We start from the raw sequence: 16,223 nt of genomic DNA, 5'->3' as shown, positions 1-16,223 counted from the left end.
CTGGTATGGCTGACGCAACGCCGCCCAGCATATTGGTGACCGGCTGTTCCAGCGGGATCGGCCATGCCGCGGCCCATGCCCTGGCACTGCGCGGCTGGCGGGTCTTTGCCACCGCCCGCCGCCAGGAGGATCTCGACCGGCTGCGCGAGGAGGGACTCGAGGCGCTGGCCCTGGAGCTGACGTCGGGCGATTCCATTTCCGCCTGCGTGGAGCAGGTACTGCAACGCACCGGCGGTCGGCTCGACGCGCTGTTCAACAATGCCGCCTATGGCCAGCCGGGTGCCGTGGAAGATCTCTCCCGGGATGTGCTGCGCGCCCAATTGGAAACCAACCTGCTCGGTACCCACGAACTCACTACGCGGATCATCCCGGTCATGCGCGAACAGGGTTCCGGGCGCATCGTGCAGAACAGCTCGGTACTCGGCTTTGCCGCTCTGCCCTACCGCGGTGCCTACGTATGCTCCAAGTTCGCCCTGGAGGGCCTGACCGACACCCTGCGTCAAGAGCTATACGGCAGCGGTATCCATGTCAGCCTGATCGAGCCTGGTCCCATCGCCAGCCGCTTCCGCGAAAATGCCTATCGCGCCTTTCTCTCCAATATCGATACCCGGCATAGCTATCATCACGATACCTACCGCACGGTGGAAGCCCGCCTGGCGGGCAGCAAGGGCTCTTCAGGCGGCGCCTTCACCCTGCGGCCCGATGCCGTGGTCGACAAGCTGATCCATGCCTTGGAGAGCCGGCGGCCCAAACCGCGTTATCATGTCACCCTGCCTACTCATCTGTTCAGCGTGCTGAAGCGGCTGCTTTCCACGCGGAGCATGGATCGTGTGCTGCTGGCATCGACACGCGACGAACGCAGAACCTAGCTTGATAATCGGTTACTGAAAGGAGAAACACTTGGGTCGACTCATCTCATTGATCGTCATTGCCGGCCTGGCCTATGGCGGCCTTTATCTCTATTACGGGCACGTCGTCAGGCAGGCCATCGACGAACAGCTCGCAGCCCGCGGCCTCGATGCCCTGGAAGTGCAGCGCATCGACTACGGCCCGCTGGCCCCTGTCAGCACCGAGGCCACGATACGCGCAGACGTCAGCTACCGCGGCGCCGATGCCACGGTCACCATTCGTATTCAGGGCCACCCGATCTTCTCGGACGAGATGCGCATGGAGCTCGACGGTTTGCAGAACCTGCGGCTGAGGATCGGTACGGGCGGCTAACCTACAAGGAGGAGCAGGCATGGACTTTCGGCGTCACAGGCCCTCCATGCTATGCTTCGCCTCCTTGCAGGACACTCATTTTCAGGCGGCACGCACGCCAACCCTTTTTCACAGGAGCGCGACATGGCCAAGGCAACTGCACGGCACATTCTGGTAAACGACGAAGCGAAGTGCGAGGCCCTCAAGGCCGAGATCGAGGGCGGACGCGACTTCGCCGAAGTGGCACGCGAGCATTCCTCCTGTCCCTCCGGCCGCCAGGGCGGCGACCTGGGCAGCTTCGGCCCAGGCCAGATGGTGCGCGAGTTCGACGAAGTCGTGTTCTCCGGCGAGCTGAACAAGGTGCACGGTCCGGTGAAGACCCAGTTCGGCTATCACCTGCTGGAAATCACCAGCCGCAGCTAACACGACACACCGGGCTGCACGGGCCCGGAAATCGTACTGAGAAGCCGCCCGTGCCCAGGCACGGCGGCTTTTCTCGTCGGGGATTCTGCGCCAGGCACTGGCACGCGCTAGGATAGGGCAATGTCGATTCGTACTCACCGAGACAGGGACGCCGCATGACCCTTTCAGCCAACCCCTTGCCGATCACCATGCAGGAGCAGAGCAGCACCGCTGGTGGCAACAGCGGAGCCGGCACGCCGGTGATCCAGGTCGAGAAACTCTCCAAGACCTATGGCGACGGCTTCCAGGCGCTCAAGGATGTCGACCTGACGATTCGCCGCGGCGAGATATTCGCCCTGCTCGGCCCCAATGGAGCTGGCAAGACCACACTGATCAGCGTTATCTGCGGCTTGGTCAATGCCAGCGGTGGCAGTATCAAGGTCGATGGCTTCGACAACGTGAGCCAATACCGCGAGGCCCGCGAGCGCATCGGCCTGGTGCCCCAGGAGCTTACCAATGAAGCCTTCACCACGGTGTGGGACACCGTCAGCTTCAGTCGTGGCCTGTTCGGCAAGCCCCAGGACCCCGCACACATCGAGAATGTGCTCCGTGCCCTGACGCTATGGGACAAGCGCGACAACCGCCTGTTGGAACTCTCCGGCGGCATGAAGCGCCGCGTCCTCATCGCCAAGGCGCTCTCTCACCAGCCGCAGGTGCTGTTTCTCGACGAGCCCACCGCCGGGGTAGACGTGGAGCTGCGCCGCGAGATGTGGGAAGTGGTGCGTGGCCTGCGCGACCAAGGCGTGACTATCATCCTTACCACTCACTACATCGAGGAGGCGGAAGAGATGGCCGACCGTATCGGCGTGATCCGCCGCGGCGAGCTGGTGCTGGTGGAGGACAAGACCACCCTGATGCAGCAGTTGGGACGCAAGGAGCTGACCCTGCACCTCGCCTCCCCGCTGGAGGCAGTGCCTGCAGCCCTGGCCGGCCACGACCTGGAGCTGGTCGAGGAAGGCCATGCACTGGTCTACACCTACGACGTCACCCGCCTAGACGAGGGAACCGGTATCGCCGGGTTGCTGGCCGACCTGGAAGCCACCGGCATTCGCGTCAAGGACCTGCACACGCGACAGAGCTCTCTGGAAGAAATTTTCGTCAATCTGGTCAGGGAGAGCGCATGAACCTGCAGTCGGTCAAGACCATCTATCATGCCGAGATGTCCCGCAGCCTGCGTACCGTGTTGCAGAGCATCGTCTCGCCGGTGGTTTCCACCTCGCTCTACTTCGTGGTGTTCGGCGCGGCCATTGGCTCGCGCATCAGCGAGGTCGATGGCGTGAGCTATGGGGCCTTCATCGTGCCTGGGCTGATCATGCTGATGCTGCTGACCCAGAGCGTCTCGACGGCATCATTCGGCATTTTCTTCCCGCGCTTCTCGGGGACGATCTACGAAATTCTCTCGGCGCCGATCTCCTATTTCGAGATCGTGCTCGGCTATGTCGGCGCGGCGGCCACCAAGTCGGTCATCCTGGGCCTGATCGTACTCGGTACGGCGCGCCTGTTTGTCCCCTTCACGATCCAGTACCCATTGATGATGCTGCTGTTCTTGATACTCACCGCACTGACCTTCAGCCTGCTCGGTTTCATCATAGGCATCTGGGCCGATGGCTTCGAGAAGCTCCAACTGGTGCCGCTGCTGATCGTCACGCCACTGACTTTCCTCGGCGGCACTTTTTATTCCGTCGATATGCTGCCGCCCTTCTGGCAGGCCGTGACCCTGCTCAATCCGGTGGTCTACCTGGTCAGCGGGTTTCGCTGGAGTTTCTACGGCACCGGCGACGTCAGCATCTGGGCCAGCCTGGCCATCATCACGCTGTTCCTCGGCGTTGCCCTGGCAGTGGTCAACTGGATCTTCCGCACCGGTTATCGCCTCAAGCCCTGAGGTTAGACTAAAACATTTGTCGTTTGGGCATAGTCACGACTGGCACTCGCCAGCTTTCTTGGCCATTCTTGAGAGATTACTTCTCGTTACAAAGGCAGTGCAGTAAGGTAGAAACAGAAAGGCAGAAAATAGCCACAGGGCAAGGTATAACCAAAAAGCTCCGCTGGTGGGCGTCATGCATCTCGACGCCTCCTTTCAAGGGAACACTACATGACTGCTGGCAAGAACGAGGCTGGGGAGGGGGCTTCGCTCGACTGGCGCGACGAGTTCAAGGACTCGGCGCTGGAGGCGTTGTATCGCCGTACCATGCAGTTACAGGATTCCCAGCAGTTACGTTACGCACTGTGGATCATTGCAGGTACCTTCCTGCTGTTCGGTGTCGCGGACTACATCCTGCTCGGCGCAAGTCTCGAACTTCTGGCCTTGTTATCCATCCGCTTCGTCGTGGCGTGCAGCTGTCTGGCGCTGGCACGCCTGGTTGGCCGCCGTCCGACCCAGGTACATCGCCCCAGGCCGCTCAACCTGGTGTACTTCACCGCCATCACCGGGCTGCTGCTCTCCATTCTGCTGCACCCCGGCAGCGTGGGCCTGCATATTTCAAGCATAGTGGTGTCGAGCCTGGCCATCTATCTCCTGGTTCCCAACCGCTTGCCGTGGATATTGACCTGGAATGGCTACCTGACGTTCGGATTCGTTCTGGTGGCAGCTCTGTGGAAACCCCTCTCGCCCGGAATGCTGATGAGCAGCATCCTGATACTCGGCTTCGCCAACCTGATGGGCTGGTTGACCTATAGCCGCCTCAACAGGCTGCAGCGCAAGCAGTTCGCGCTGCTGGTGGATGAGCGCGAAGCCAACCGCAAGCTGCAGAAGGAGATCGAGGAGCGTCAACTGCTGGAGGCCCAACTGCGCCACATGGCCAGTACCGATCCGCTGACCGGCCTTGCCAACCGGCGCCATTTCTTCGAGCTGGCGGAACGCGAATTCAGCCGGGCGCAACGAGAAGGCACACCCTTGTCGATCTGCATGGTCGATATCGATCTGTTCAAGACCCTCAACGATCATCACGGGCATGCCGTCGGCGACCTCGTCCTGACTACCGTCGCTTCATGCTGCGCCTCGATGCTGCGTGAAACGGACATCATCGGCCGTTACGGCGGCGAAGAGTTCGTCATCGCCCTGCCCCAGGCCGATCTCGAAACCGCCACCTTCATCGCCGAGCGGTTACGCCACAAGGTGACTTCACTGCACCTGGCGGTGCTCGATGAGGGCCAGCACCTTTCCGTCACGGTGGGCATCAGCCAGATCGAACCCGGCGAAGCGAAGCTCGAACTGGCGTTGCAGCGCGCCGACGACGCGCTCTACGCAGGCAAGGCCCGCGGGCGCAACTGCGTTGTCGTGGCCGGTGAAGACCCTCCCTCGATAGTCGTCAGAGCCTGAAGGCGCTCCAGCACATGGGTTGAACTGGCCCATGAGCCCGGTATGATTCGCCTTTCTGCTTTCAGGCACAGCCTCGGTGCCCTCTCGCAACCTCCCCTCTCTTCGCAGGATCACAGGTCATGCCGATACAGCACTGCATCGTCCACGACATCGACAAGACCGGAAGCGACCAGCCCGCCAGCCTGAAACCGGCCACCGCGGCGCTGACAACCTCGGCGCTCATGGAGGATCTGCTCTCTCGCTTCCATGATGCCTACCATGCCAAGACCAAGGCGTGGGGCCACTTTCGCGGCGAAGACGAACTCGAAGCCGGTTCGGCGCCTGCCTTTCCCCACCTATTGGGAACATACCTCGACGGTGGCAACGATTTCGTCGCCTTCACCCGCGCCGTCGCCGAGCGGCTGCTGCCCCTGGTTGATGCGCACCTGTCAGTGTCGGGTCATCTAGTGTGCTTCGACTATCGCCATGGCGAGGCTCACTACCTGAGCCTGGCTCTACTGCACCAGCGTGAGGGTTTTGGCGTGACCGAGTCGCTGCAGGTCGTACCTGCTGCCCAGCTCAACCTGGCGCGCATGAGCCTGGGCCTGCGCATCAACTTGACGCAGTGGCGCGAGGGCGCTGCGTCAAGACACTACCTCTCCTGGATTCATGACCGCGGCGGCAAGAAGCTCTCCGAAGATCTGGCCGCCATACTGGGTGCCACCGAGGGCATCGACGCCACCGGCGAGACCCGCGCCCTGCTCAAGGCCTTCAGCGACTACGTGGAGCAGGAGGACATGCCGGAAGAGCAGAGTCGCGAGAAGACCGAGACACTGATCGACTACGCCAATGAACAGGCCAGCCGGGGTGAGCCGATCACCCTGGAGGAACTTTCCGAGCTGCTCGACGAGCAGCAGCCGAAGGCCTTTTACGACCACATTCGCAGTACCGACTATGGCCTTTCCCCCGAAATTCCGCCTGACAAGCGTACCCTACGGCAATTTCGTCGCTTCACCGGTCGTGCCGGAGGCATGTCGATCAGCTTCGACTCACACCTGCTCGGCTCCAGCATCGAATACGATGAGAGCCAGGATCGCTTGATCATCAAGCAGGTGCCCAAACAGTTGAAGGAGCAGCTCAAGCAGCGCAAGGAGTAACGCTTCGCATCACTCGATGCCGTACGCTGCTTCCGCATTGGCCAGCCATTCGCGCAGCGCCTCCTGGCCACGCTTCTTCAGGCTCTCACCGTAGCGCACGGACTGCTCGCGCAGCTCGACCGGGTCGACTTGTGCCGCGCCCAGTTCGGCGGCGTGACCGATCAGCCAGGGCTCGATCCTGGCCGGATCCACCTCGAGATGAAACTGCAGGCCAAGCACCTGGTCACCCAAGGCAAAGGCCTGATGGGAGCAGGCGTGGCTATAGGCCAAGCGAGTTGTACCGGGTGGTGTCTCGAACATGTCGCCGTGCCAATGCAGCACCACATCGGGGTTGCCAAGGTGCCTGAGCGGCCCCTCCTGGCCTTCACGGGTCAAGCAGACATCGGCAAAGCCGATCTCCTTTTCCGGCATGGGAAACACCCTTCCTCCCATGGCCCTGGCGATCAACTGGGCACCGAGGCAAATGCCGAGCAGCGGGCGCCCCGAATCGAGCCGGTGGCGGATGGCATCCAGCTCGGCTCCCAGGAAGGGATAGAGCGCGTCGTCATTAGCGCCTATCGGCCCCCCCAGCACTACCATCAGCTCAGGGCTATCTACATCCAGCGATTCCAGCGCATCCGGACCCAGCAGGCCCGGATCGAGATAGCGAATCCGATAGCCGAACTCTTCGAGAATCGGTTCGAAGATGCCCAGATCCTCGAAAGCGACATGGCGAATGGCGACGACACTCTTCATGCGAAAGAAGCTCCTTTTCCTAGGCATTGTCTGAAAAGTCGGCGAGCGATGGCCAGACAAGGCAAAAATTAGCGATAAAACGGAGTTTACGGGGTGTAAGTGAGTACTTTGAGCTGATTTTTAACGCCGTATGACCGAGCGTAGACACTTTTCGGACAAGGCCTGGCTGACGGTACGGTACGGCACGAGACTGAGACAAAAGCCAGTGCCTGCCCCCTTTCTTGTACTGAGAATGGCACAAGGCGACAAGTCGCGTTTGCCGTGACGGCGCAAACCCGACTAGCTTGAGTGTGCAGCAGCGCGATGCGCTTCAACGAAGTCATGGAGGGAGCCCCGGTCATGCAGGACAAGGATGTGGCAGCCCAGGAGAAACCGCTGGTCGTTATCACGGGAGCCTCGGGTGGCGTGGGAACGGCGCTAACCCATAGCCTCAAGGATGACTATCTCATTATCGGCCTGGACAGGAGCACTAGCGAAGAGACACATGAGAGCTACGAATTCGATCTGACAGACGTCGACTCCGTCAAGGCGGCTTTGGACAAGATTGCCGAGAAGCACGGGCGCGACATCGCCGCAGTCGTGCACCTCGCCGCCTACTTCGATTTTACCGGCGAGGAGTCGCCGCTCTACGAGAAAGTCAACGAACAGGGCACCCGAAACCTGCTCGAAGCGCTCGAGAGCATGAACGTCGAACGCTTCGTCTACTCAAGCACCATGCTGGTGCACGAACCCCAGGTGCCGGGCCACCGGGTCAATGAACAGACGCCGATCGGACCAACCTGGCCATATCCGCAATCCAAGGCCAAGGCCGAAGCGGTGATCCGCGAACATGCCACCATGCCCTACACCTTGCTGCGTCTGGCCGGCATGTACGACGAGAAGACCAGCGTACCCACACTTGCGCACCAGATCGCGCGAATCTACGAGCATACCTTCAAGAGCCACTTCTACTCGGGCAATACCAACGCCGGGCAGGCCTGCGTGCACAAGCAGGACATGGTCGACGCCTTCCGCCGCACCATCGATCGCCGCCGCGAGCTGCCAGGGCACAACGAGATCCTCATCGGCGAAGAGCATGCCGTCAGCTACGAGGCGCTGCAGAACCGACTCGGCGAACTGATCCACGGCAAGAAGAAGTGGAAGACCGTGGTGATGCCCAAGCCGCTGGCCAAGGCCGGTGCGCTGCTCGAGGAGAAAAGCGAGCCACTGGTACCCGACGATTTCGACAAGGGCGAGAAGCCCTTCATCCGGCCGTTCATGATCGACATGGCCGACGATCATTACGAGCTAGACATCCGCCGTGCGCGCGAACAGCTCGGCTGGGAGCCGCGCCATGAAGTCTACGACGTGCTCGAAGACATGGTCGATAACCTGCTCGCGGATCCCCACGGCTGGTACGAAGCAAATGGCATCACCCCACCCGACTGGGTCGAGGAGGCCGAAGAGAAGGGCGTCAACGCCGAACAGGTGCTGGAGAGTTACGAGGCCCATGCTCAGCGCGAGCATTACCGCTTCCTATGGGCCCACTTCTTCAATGTCGGGCTTGGCGCCTGGCTGGTGGCCTCCCCTGCCACGCTGGGCTATGGCGGCGCCATGGCCTACAGCGACATGGCCTCGGGTCTCTTGCTGGCGCTGTTCGGCGCTCTCTCGCTGTCGTTGAAGCTGAACTGGGCGCGCTTCGCCTGCGCTGCCGTAGGCCTCTGGGTGCTGTTCGCCCCGCTGGTATTCTGGAGCGACAGTGCCGCGGCCTACATCAACGGTACCCTGGTCGGCACTCTGGCCATCGGCTTCGCGGCCTTGGCACGACCAGCACCCGGTGTCTCGCCGGCAGCGGCGATGACCGGCCCCACCATGCCGCCCGGCTGGAACAACAACCCCTCCAGCTGGTTCCAGCGCATGCCAATCATCGTACTGGCGTTCGTCGGCTTCTTCATCTCGCGCTATCTTGCCGCCTACCAGCTCGGCCATATCGACGCGGTGTGGGACCCTTTCTTCGCCGGTACTCGCGGCGGGCTCAACGGCACCGAGGACATCATCACCTCGGAGGCATCCGAGGCCTGGCCGGTGCCCGATGCCGGCCTCGGTGGGATCGTCTACATGCTGGAGATCCTGCTCGGCTTCATCGGCGCAGCCAACCGCTGGCGCACCATGCCTTGGGTCGTCGCCTCATTCGGCGTGTTGATCGTGCCGCTCGGCGTGGTCTCAGTGACCTTCATCATCATCCAACCGATACTGATCGGTACCTGGTGCACCCTGTGCCTGCTCCAGGCCGGCGCGATGCTGTTGCAGATCGCTTATGCTTTCAACGAGTTCGTCGCCACCGGCGAGTTCCTCAAGCGGCGCCACAAGGCCGGCGCCCCGGTGCTCAAGATATTCTTCACCGGCGACACCGACGAAGGCCCCAACGAGTCGCCGGACGAGGACTTCCAGCGCAAGCCGACCACGATCATCGGCGACGCACTAGGAACCGGCGTGAGCCTGCCGTGGAACCTGGCACTGTGCATCCTGATCGGCGCCTGGCTGATGCTGACCCGCATCACCTTCGGCGCCGAAGGCAGCCTGGCCAACTGGGACCACCTGGTCGGCGCCCTGCTCATCACCCTGGGTGTCATCGCCATGGCCGAGTCGGCCCGCCCGGTGCGCTGGCTGATGATACCGCTGGGCGTCATCTTGTTCCTTACCCCCTTCCTGCATGGGGCTGACATGCCGGCCCTGATCAACAGCCTGGTTTGCGGGGCTGCGGTGATCGCACTCAGCCTGCGTCGCGGGCCGATCCGCGGCGAGTATGGCAGTTGGAGCCGGCTGCTGGCCTGAGGCTGCGACAGGGAGCGCCTTCCTCTGGGCGCTTCCTGTCGCTTTCATGCACGCGCCCGGCCACGCTGCTATCGTGTCGGCATGCCTGCCACGAGCGACAACCCCACCATGACCTCACGCCCTGACCCCCGGGTACTACTGCGCCTACTCAAGCTACTGGCGCCTTATCGCAGCCGACTGGCCATTGCTGCCCTCGCCCTGCTGGTGGCCTCCGCCAGCGTGCTGCTGCTGGGCCAAGGGTTGCGCCTGGTGATCGACCAGGGCTTCCTGGCTGCCGACCGCACCCAGCTCAACCAGACACTGGTCGCCATGCTCGCCGTGGTCAGTGTACTCGCCGGGGCCTCGGCATTGCGTTATTACCAAGTGAGCTGGATCGGAGAGCGCCTGGCTGCCGACCTGCGTCGGCAGGTCTTCGACCATCTGCTCGAGCTGGAGCCGGCCTTCTTCGAGAGCGCTGCCCACCGCGACCGCGGCGCCGCCGAGATCGCCTCACGCCTGACCGCCGACACCAGCGTGTTGCAAACCCTGTTCGGCTCCTCTATCTCGCTGGCGCTGCGCAATCTGGTGATGCTGCTGGGTGCCGTGGCACTCATGCTCGTCACTCAGCCATGGCTCTCGGCGCTGGTGCTGCTCGGTATACCCGCCACGGTGCTTCCGATCCTGTGGTTCGGGCGCCGAGTGCGCCAGCTTTCCCGACACAGCCAGGATCGCGTGGCCGAGCTTGGCCGCTATGCCAGCGAAGCTCTGGACGGCATTCGTACAGTGCAGGCCTTCGCCCACGAAGCGATTGATCGACACGACTATGGCGAGCGCGTCGAGCACGCCTTCACCACCGCGGTGGTACGTTCTCGCCAGCGCGCCTGGCTCACGGGTGCCGCCATGCTGGCGGTATTCGCTGCGGTGGGGCTCATGCTGTGGCAGGGCGGCCAAGCCGTGATGGCAGGCGAAATGAGTGCGGGTGAGCTCTCGGCCTTCGTCTTCTATGCCGTGCTCGCTGCAGGCGCCGTGGCCACCCTGGCGGAGGTCGCCGGCGATGTGCAGCGCGCCGCCGGAGCCGCCGAGCGATTGCTCGAGCTGCTCGACGCCGAGCCCGGTATTCGCCCGCCGGCTCGACCGATCTCCCTGCCCTCGCCGCTGCGCGGGGAAATCCGCCTGGAAGGCGTAAGCTTCGCCTACCCCGGGCGCGAAATCCCGGCGCTCGAATCGGTCGACCTGTGGATTCGCCCCGGCGAACGCGTTGCCCTGGTCGGCCCTTCCGGCGCCGGCAAGAGCACCCTGCTCTCGCTGCTGCTGCGTTTCCACGATCCCGACCGGGGCCGCCTGACGCTGGACGGCATCGACCTGCGCGAGCTCGACCCCAAGTCGCTGCGTGCCTGCATGGGGCTGGTAGCCCAGGAGCCGGTACTGTTCACCGGCACGGTGGCCGACAATCTGCGCTATGGAAAACCCGACGCTACGCTCGAGGAGCTGCGCAAGGCCACCCACGACGCCAATGCATTGGGCTTCGTCGAGGCCCTGCCCCGCGGGTTCGACACCTCACTCGGCCCTGGCGGTGTGCAGCTTTCAGGTGGACAGCGTCAACGCCTGGCCATCGCCAGAGCTTTGCTCAAGGACCCATGCGTACTGCTGCTCGACGAAGCCACCAGCGCCCTGGATGCCGAGAGCGAGCGCCTGGTGCAGCAGGCGCTGGACCGGCTGATGGCCGGGCGCACCAGCCTGGTGATCGCCCATCGCCTGGCCACGGTAACTGCCGCCGACCGCCTGCTGGTGTTCGACGAGGGGCAGCTGGTGGCCGCCGGCCGCCACACCGAACTGCTCGAGCAGAGCCCGCTCTACCGCCACCTGGCGGAGCTGCAGTTCGGCCGGCACCGGGCGGAAGCATGAACGAGTTCAGCCGAAGCTCGTTCAGATAGCATTGCGTAAACCGAGTTCGTACGGGTGCGGGTCGAGGTAAGTCTGCTGGCGAACGTAGTCCGAGCCGTGACGCTTCACGTAGTGGTTGAGGAGACGCACTGGTACCGCCAAGTGCACATGGCCCAGGCGGTACTCGTCTATGGCCTGTAGCAGATCCTGCTTGACTTCGCTTGCCAGCTCCTGCTTCAGGTAGCCCAGCACATGCATCAGCGCATTGGTATGGGTCTTGCGCGTGGCCGGACGCGAGAGCGCCGCCATGAAGCGCCGCAGGTAGGAAGATTTCACCTTCTCCAGCGGCAGGTCGTGAGCCTCACTGCCGAGATAGCGTCCCAACTCGCGGTAGGCTTCCACATGGTGCGCCATCAGCAGATATTTCTGGCGGCTATGGAACTGGATCAGGGCATGGTATTCCAACGCATTCTCGACGTGGCGCTTCCAGTCGTCGAAGGCGAACACCCGGGTAATGAAGTTCTCGCGCAGCACGGCATCGTTCATGCGCGCTTCTTCTTCCAACGGCAGCTCGGGGAAGTACTCGCGCAGAACCCGCACGAAGAGCCCTGAGTCGACATGACTCGGCATACCGTTCTCATGATAGACCTTGACCCGCTCGAGCCCGCAGCTCGGCGACCCCTTCATCAGAATGAAGCCGCGTAAATGGCGATGGCAGGCAATGAACGCCTCGCCGACCTCCTGCAGCCGCTCGGTGACGTCGAGGCCCGGGTCGACCGTACCCTTCGCCCGCGGCGGCTCGCCGGAGGCGCCCACCAGGCGAATCGGCTCTCGCGGCACGCCCAGGCCGGCCTCCAGCTCGGGGCAGAAGGGCTCGAAAGCGAAGCACTCCTGCAACACCTCCAGGCAGTAACGGGAACGCTTGTGCCCGCCGTTGTAGCGCACCTGCTCACCCATCAGGCAGGCACTGATGCCCACCGGTATCGCGTTCGGTGACGTCTCCTCAGTCAAGTCCCAACCCTCCATTGCCTTTACACCGATTCATCGTCGCCTGCCCTCCGCTCACGAGCAAGCGCCCGCCGATATGGCGCACCCTGCCCAATTATTTCCATGGCATTCGAATGGCATCCACGCTGCGTCAGAACCGGACCATGGCAGCGCCCGAAGGCGTGGCTGAGTGCCGGGTAAATCGACTTGCCGCTATGAACAATCTTTCGTTAGAAATACCAACTTTTCTTTGCATTACTAAACCCTAGATGGGTTGATACGCAGCGTTGTCGTTTCTACGTTTAACCGTGATGGCAGAAGCCAGCAGTGCCGGAAAACCGGTAAATGGAAGTACGATCACGCTCTTGTGATTCGACAGGCAAACCAGGAAGGAGATCTGACATGGCACAGCGCAACCAGAATCCAGGCAATTTTGCCAACGACCCTCAGCGCGCTTCCCAAGCCGGCCAGAAAGGCGGCCAGCAGAGCGGCGGCAACTTCGCCAACGACCCTCAGCGCGCTTCCCAAGCCGGCCAGAAAGGCGGCCAGCAGAGCGGCGGCAACTTCGCCAACGACCCTCAGCGCGCTTCCCAAGCCGGCCAGAAAGGCGGCCAGCAGAGCGGCGGCAACTTCGCCAACGACCCTCAGCGCGCTTCCCAAGCCGGCCAGAAAGGTGGCCAGCAGAGCGGCGGCAATTTTGCCAATGACCCGCAGAGGGCCTCCGAAGCCGGCCGCAAGGGCGGCAAGAACCAGGGCCACTGATACGGCCCTTTCCGTCCAGGTCTTCAGGGACTGAGATACGAAGCATGGATGCTTCGCGGGATGGACGGCTCGAACAGCTGCCAGGGCATGCCCTGGCAGCTTTTTGCTACTTGCGCAGCCGGCCTGTCTCACAACACACGACCAAGGTCGAGTTGCGGCGTCGAGAGCGAACGCGCACCCTAGCCAAAAATAAAAAAGACCCCCCGAAGGGGGTCAGGTGGAGCACGCCAGCTCACATCGGTATATCGCCCGCTGTTCGTTCAGCCGTTGGCGACGTTGCTCAGGAAGGTATATCCCAGACTGACCTCCCTACAGCGTTGTTCGGTGATTCGTTCCGTTATCCAGTACAATGCGATAGCCGCGCCAATAATTATAGAATCCTTGTAAAAACAAAGACCTGCAAGAAAAACAGCTACGCAGGCTTTGTGCCATACACCGCCAGCTCACCTCATCTGCACCACCGAAGCCCACTTGAAGGCTCTTTTGCAGCATTTTGATGCATTGCAAAATAAGTGAAGCAGCATAAACCAGTTCAACGACACCATACACCCGTTCACTACAGCAACTCGCGAGTGACATCCATCACACGCCCATCCACCGTGCGCTGCACCTTGTCCTCGATCTCGCTGCACAGCGACTCCACCTTCTGCCGCTCGTTTCCCACCACCACGAAGGTCCACTCGCTCGCTTCCAGCCGGTCATGTTCGCCACTCTCGCATACCGCCACTGCCGGGTTGCGGCCGTACCGCTCGTGCAAGCCGCCCATCCGCTGTCGCTTCTCTTTCAGTGATGCACAGCCGGGCAGGGAAATGTTCAGCGTCAGTACGGCAAGATACATGCGGCTGAGGCTCCTGTCGGTCGATGACTGCCCAGGCTAGCCTGGCAGCCTGGCTTTCACTCGTCCAGATATGGCCCAGGCAGATCGCTTTCAAGAGTCAGCCGCAAAGTCTCTCAAGCGCTATCGATGTTGCCGGCCGTCATCACGACTTTCATGTTCATCATGACGTTTACGGCAAACGCCAGGATTCCGAAACCGACAACCACCGAGGCCACCGCCACCAAAGGCTCGAGCTGACGCATACCGCCAGCATAGAAATGCAGGGTGAGCAATAGCACCGGAAGGCCGCCGTTGTGCAGGTAGAAGTGGATACGGCCCAGACGACTGCGCGCCGCAACGGGGTAAAGATGGTACATCAATCCGGCCAGGGCCAGGCTCGCCCATCCCAGCAGGTTGATGTGGGCATGCACGCTTCGAAAGACATACTGGTGGCTGGCGGCCATCACGATGCCGTAGATGACGCCAATCAAGAGGTAGACAACCGCAATTTTCAGCCACAGCAGGGCCATTTTCTTGTCCGCAGTCGCACCGTTCATTGTCGCTCTCCCACGAAACCCTGCTCAGCATGCAGCGTCGAGCCAGTATCAGCCCTGGCTCGGCGCAGGGCGCCGCTTGTCAGCACAGCGATAACGGCACCCGCCTTGGCTGGTTGAATTTCGTTATTATCAGGGTCGGAACAAACTTGCCGTATAGGGGTAACGGCAAGGCCACGCACCGCTGGGTACGCAACTCCTTTATGCCAGCTAACTCATGGAATTGGTATATTGGTGCGCTTCCACGAAAGAGCGGGCGCGTAAACGATCATGACCATGGATGATGCCATCCTGTTCTTCGCCACCGGGTTCGGGCTGGGCTGGATACCCTTGGTACCCGGCACCTTCGGCTCGCTGCTGGGCATACCGTTGGCCTGGTGGATGCTGGGCTTCTCCCGCAGCTCGCAGTTCGGCATCGTGGCGTTCCTGCTGATCGTCGCCATGCCGATCTGCCATGTGGCGGAAAGCCTCCTGGGCGGCAGCGACCCTGCCCAGATCGTGGCCGACGAGTTCATGGCCTTTCCTATTGCCGTACTGGGCCTTTCCGCGGTACGCAACCCTTGGGTGATGGCGCTCGCCTTCGGCCTGTTCCGCCTGTTCGACATTACCAAGCCGCTACCTATTGATCACATCGAAGCGCTTGGTGGTGGGCTTGGCATCGTTCTCGACGACGTGATGGCGGCGATCTACGCTTGGCTGGTCCTGGCGGCAATACTCCCCCTATGGCGGCGATATGGCCGCAGCTGACTTCACACTTCTATGACCAGGTCCGGCACGAACAGAGGCAGATCGAACTCCCCCGGGTAACCGCCAGGATTGGCCACTACCCGTGTGCCGGTCACTTCTCGATCCACCGGCTCGTGTACGTGGCCGTGAATCCAGACATCCATGCGGCCCATCATCGCCGGCAGGTGCGAAGCAAAGGCCGGTGACAGCGCATCGCCCTGATAGCGCGGCGGAATGCACTCGGCCAATGGCGCGTGGTGGCTGATCACCACGCGAGGCCCATCGAAGGGCTCGGCCAATTCCACGGCGAGCCAGGCCAAGGCCTCGGTATGCAGCCACTGGCTCGCTGCGGGGCTGAAGGTCTCCCCGCGTGGTTGTTCGATGATGCTGAAGTCGGGCATCAGCCAACGCGCCTTCTCCTCGGTCAGCGCGGGGTCATGGTCCGGGTCGTCGGCATAAAGGGCGAAGTCGGTCCATAGCGTCGTACCATGGAAGCGCACTCCACCTAGAGTGAGGGTACGGTTGTCGAGCAGATGGATACCCAGCCGCTCGGCCTCGGCCGCCAGCGCCTGGCGCAGCAGCGGCATGGAAGTACCATAGAACTCGTGGTTGCCCGGTACGTAGAGGATCGGCAGCCCAGCGAAGCGGTCGGCAGCCCAGGCCAGCCCCTCCGCATGACGGTGAATGTCCCCGGCAAGAATCACCGCATCCGCCGCCACTTCCGGCAGCTCGCGCCCTTCATCGAAGTGTTCCAGATGCAGATCCGACAGCACCCTGAGCCGCATGACTATCCTCCTTGATTCGACGTACAGGACTGATCGCCAGTCCCGGCAAGAGACTCATCAGCA

General features: G+C 62.2%; 16 protein-coding genes. 11 read left to right on the top strand and 5 right to left on the bottom strand.

The genetic code is table 11. The annotated features are described in order from the left end of the window. The first annotated feature begins 5 nt into the window (after positions 1–5). The 7 genes from SPH52_RS05265 to yejK all read left to right on the top strand — a co-directional run bounded on the left by SPH52_RS05265 (position 6) and on the right by yejK (position 6,117). Entirely contained in the window at positions 6–869 is an 864-nt protein-coding gene (locus SPH52_RS05265; protein ID WP_411793940.1) for an SDR family oxidoreductase, read from the top strand. A 31-nt stretch (positions 870–900) separates the two neighbouring features. Further along, entirely contained in the window at positions 901–1,221 is a 321-nt protein-coding gene (locus tag SPH52_RS05260) for a hypothetical protein (protein WP_411793939.1), read from the top strand. 123 nt (positions 1,222–1,344) lie between these two features. Beyond that, on the top strand, positions 1,345–1,623 hold the full coding sequence (locus SPH52_RS05255) for a peptidylprolyl isomerase (protein ID WP_167116256.1): 279 nt from the start codon (positions 1,345–1,347) through the stop codon (positions 1,621–1,623). A gap of 188 nt (positions 1,624–1,811) precedes the next feature. Then, positions 1,812–2,786: an ABC transporter ATP-binding protein gene (locus SPH52_RS05250; protein ID WP_411794107.1), complete on the top strand. Its 975-nt coding sequence runs from the start codon at positions 1,812–1,814 to the stop codon at positions 2,784–2,786. After that, positions 2,783–3,544, top strand: a complete 762-nt coding sequence (locus SPH52_RS05245) for an ABC transporter permease (protein WP_411793938.1) — start codon at positions 2,783–2,785, stop codon at positions 3,542–3,544. The genes SPH52_RS05250 and SPH52_RS05245 overlap by 4 nt, the downstream gene beginning before the upstream one ends. A 210-nt stretch (positions 3,545–3,754) precedes the next feature. Continuing rightward, positions 3,755–4,981 (top strand): GGDEF domain-containing protein, encoded by a 1,227-nt coding sequence (locus SPH52_RS05240; protein WP_411793937.1) that lies wholly within the window; start codon positions 3,755–3,757, stop codon positions 4,979–4,981. Positions 4,982–5,100: 119 nt separating this feature from the next. Further along, positions 5,101–6,117: a nucleoid-associated protein YejK gene (yejK, locus tag SPH52_RS05235; protein ID WP_411793936.1), complete on the top strand. Its 1,017-nt coding sequence runs from the start codon at positions 5,101–5,103 to the stop codon at positions 6,115–6,117. Positions 6,118–6,126: 9 nt separating this feature from the next. On the opposite strand, the gene SPH52_RS05230 is transcribed toward yejK, so the two are convergent. After that, the gene (locus SPH52_RS05230) at positions 6,127–6,852 is read right to left on the bottom strand and encodes a glutamine amidotransferase (protein ID WP_411793935.1); all 726 of its coding nucleotides are present in this window, start codon (positions 6,850–6,852) and stop codon (positions 6,127–6,129) included. Between the two features lie 339 nt (positions 6,853–7,191). On the opposite strand from SPH52_RS05230, the gene SPH52_RS05225 reads away from it, so the two are divergent. Continuing rightward, a complete protein-coding gene (locus tag SPH52_RS05225) occupies positions 7,192–9,666 on the top strand; it encodes an NAD-dependent epimerase/dehydratase family protein (RefSeq protein ID WP_411793934.1) in 2,475 nt (824 codons plus the stop codon). A 108-nt stretch (positions 9,667–9,774) separates the two neighbouring features. After that, a complete protein-coding gene (locus SPH52_RS05220) occupies positions 9,775–11,550 on the top strand; it encodes an ABC transporter transmembrane domain-containing protein (protein ID WP_411794106.1) in 1,776 nt (591 codons plus the stop codon). Between the two features lie 21 nt (positions 11,551–11,571). On the opposite strand, the gene SPH52_RS05215 is transcribed toward SPH52_RS05220, so the two are convergent. Further along, positions 11,572–12,540, bottom strand: coding sequence for a YbgA family protein (locus SPH52_RS05215; RefSeq protein ID WP_411793933.1), 969 nt, complete (start codon positions 12,538–12,540; stop codon positions 11,572–11,574). Between the two features lie 378 nt (positions 12,541–12,918). On the opposite strand from SPH52_RS05215, the gene SPH52_RS05210 reads away from it, so the two are divergent. Next, complete coding sequence (locus SPH52_RS05210) at positions 12,919–13,278, top strand: general stress protein (RefSeq protein WP_411793932.1); 360 nt, start codon at positions 12,919–12,921, stop codon at positions 13,276–13,278. 556 nt (positions 13,279–13,834) lie between these two features. On the opposite strand, the gene SPH52_RS05205 is transcribed toward SPH52_RS05210, so the two are convergent. Both SPH52_RS05205 and SPH52_RS05200 read right to left on the bottom strand, forming a co-directional pair. After that, a complete protein-coding gene (locus tag SPH52_RS05205; RefSeq protein ID WP_411793931.1) occupies positions 13,835–14,116 on the bottom strand; it encodes a DUF503 domain-containing protein in 282 nt (93 codons plus the stop codon). 113 nt (positions 14,117–14,229) lie between these two features. Beyond that, on the bottom strand, positions 14,230–14,652 hold the full coding sequence (locus SPH52_RS05200) for a cytochrome-c oxidase (RefSeq protein WP_411793930.1): 423 nt from the start codon (positions 14,650–14,652) through the stop codon (positions 14,230–14,232). 273 nt (positions 14,653–14,925) lie between these two features. Here SPH52_RS05200 and SPH52_RS05195 point away from each other — a divergent pair, with 273 nt between their 5' ends. Beyond that, a complete protein-coding gene (locus SPH52_RS05195; RefSeq protein ID WP_411793929.1) occupies positions 14,926–15,396 on the top strand; it encodes a phosphatidylglycerophosphatase A in 471 nt (156 codons plus the stop codon). 2 nt (positions 15,397–15,398) lie between these two features. Here SPH52_RS05195 and SPH52_RS05190 read toward each other — a convergent pair whose 3' ends face one another. Beyond that, the gene (locus tag SPH52_RS05190; RefSeq protein WP_411793928.1) at positions 15,399–16,160 is read right to left on the bottom strand and encodes a metallophosphoesterase family protein; all 762 of its coding nucleotides are present in this window, start codon (positions 16,158–16,160) and stop codon (positions 15,399–15,401) included. Positions 16,161–16,223 lie beyond the last annotated feature (63 nt).

This window comes from Halomonas sp. A29 (assembly GCF_046723295.1).
Classification (GTDB): domain Bacteria; phylum Pseudomonadota; class Gammaproteobacteria; order Pseudomonadales; family Halomonadaceae; genus Halomonas.
The sequence above is the reverse complement of the archived record's forward strand: the minus strand, read 5'-3'. Positions and strand labels throughout refer to the sequence as shown.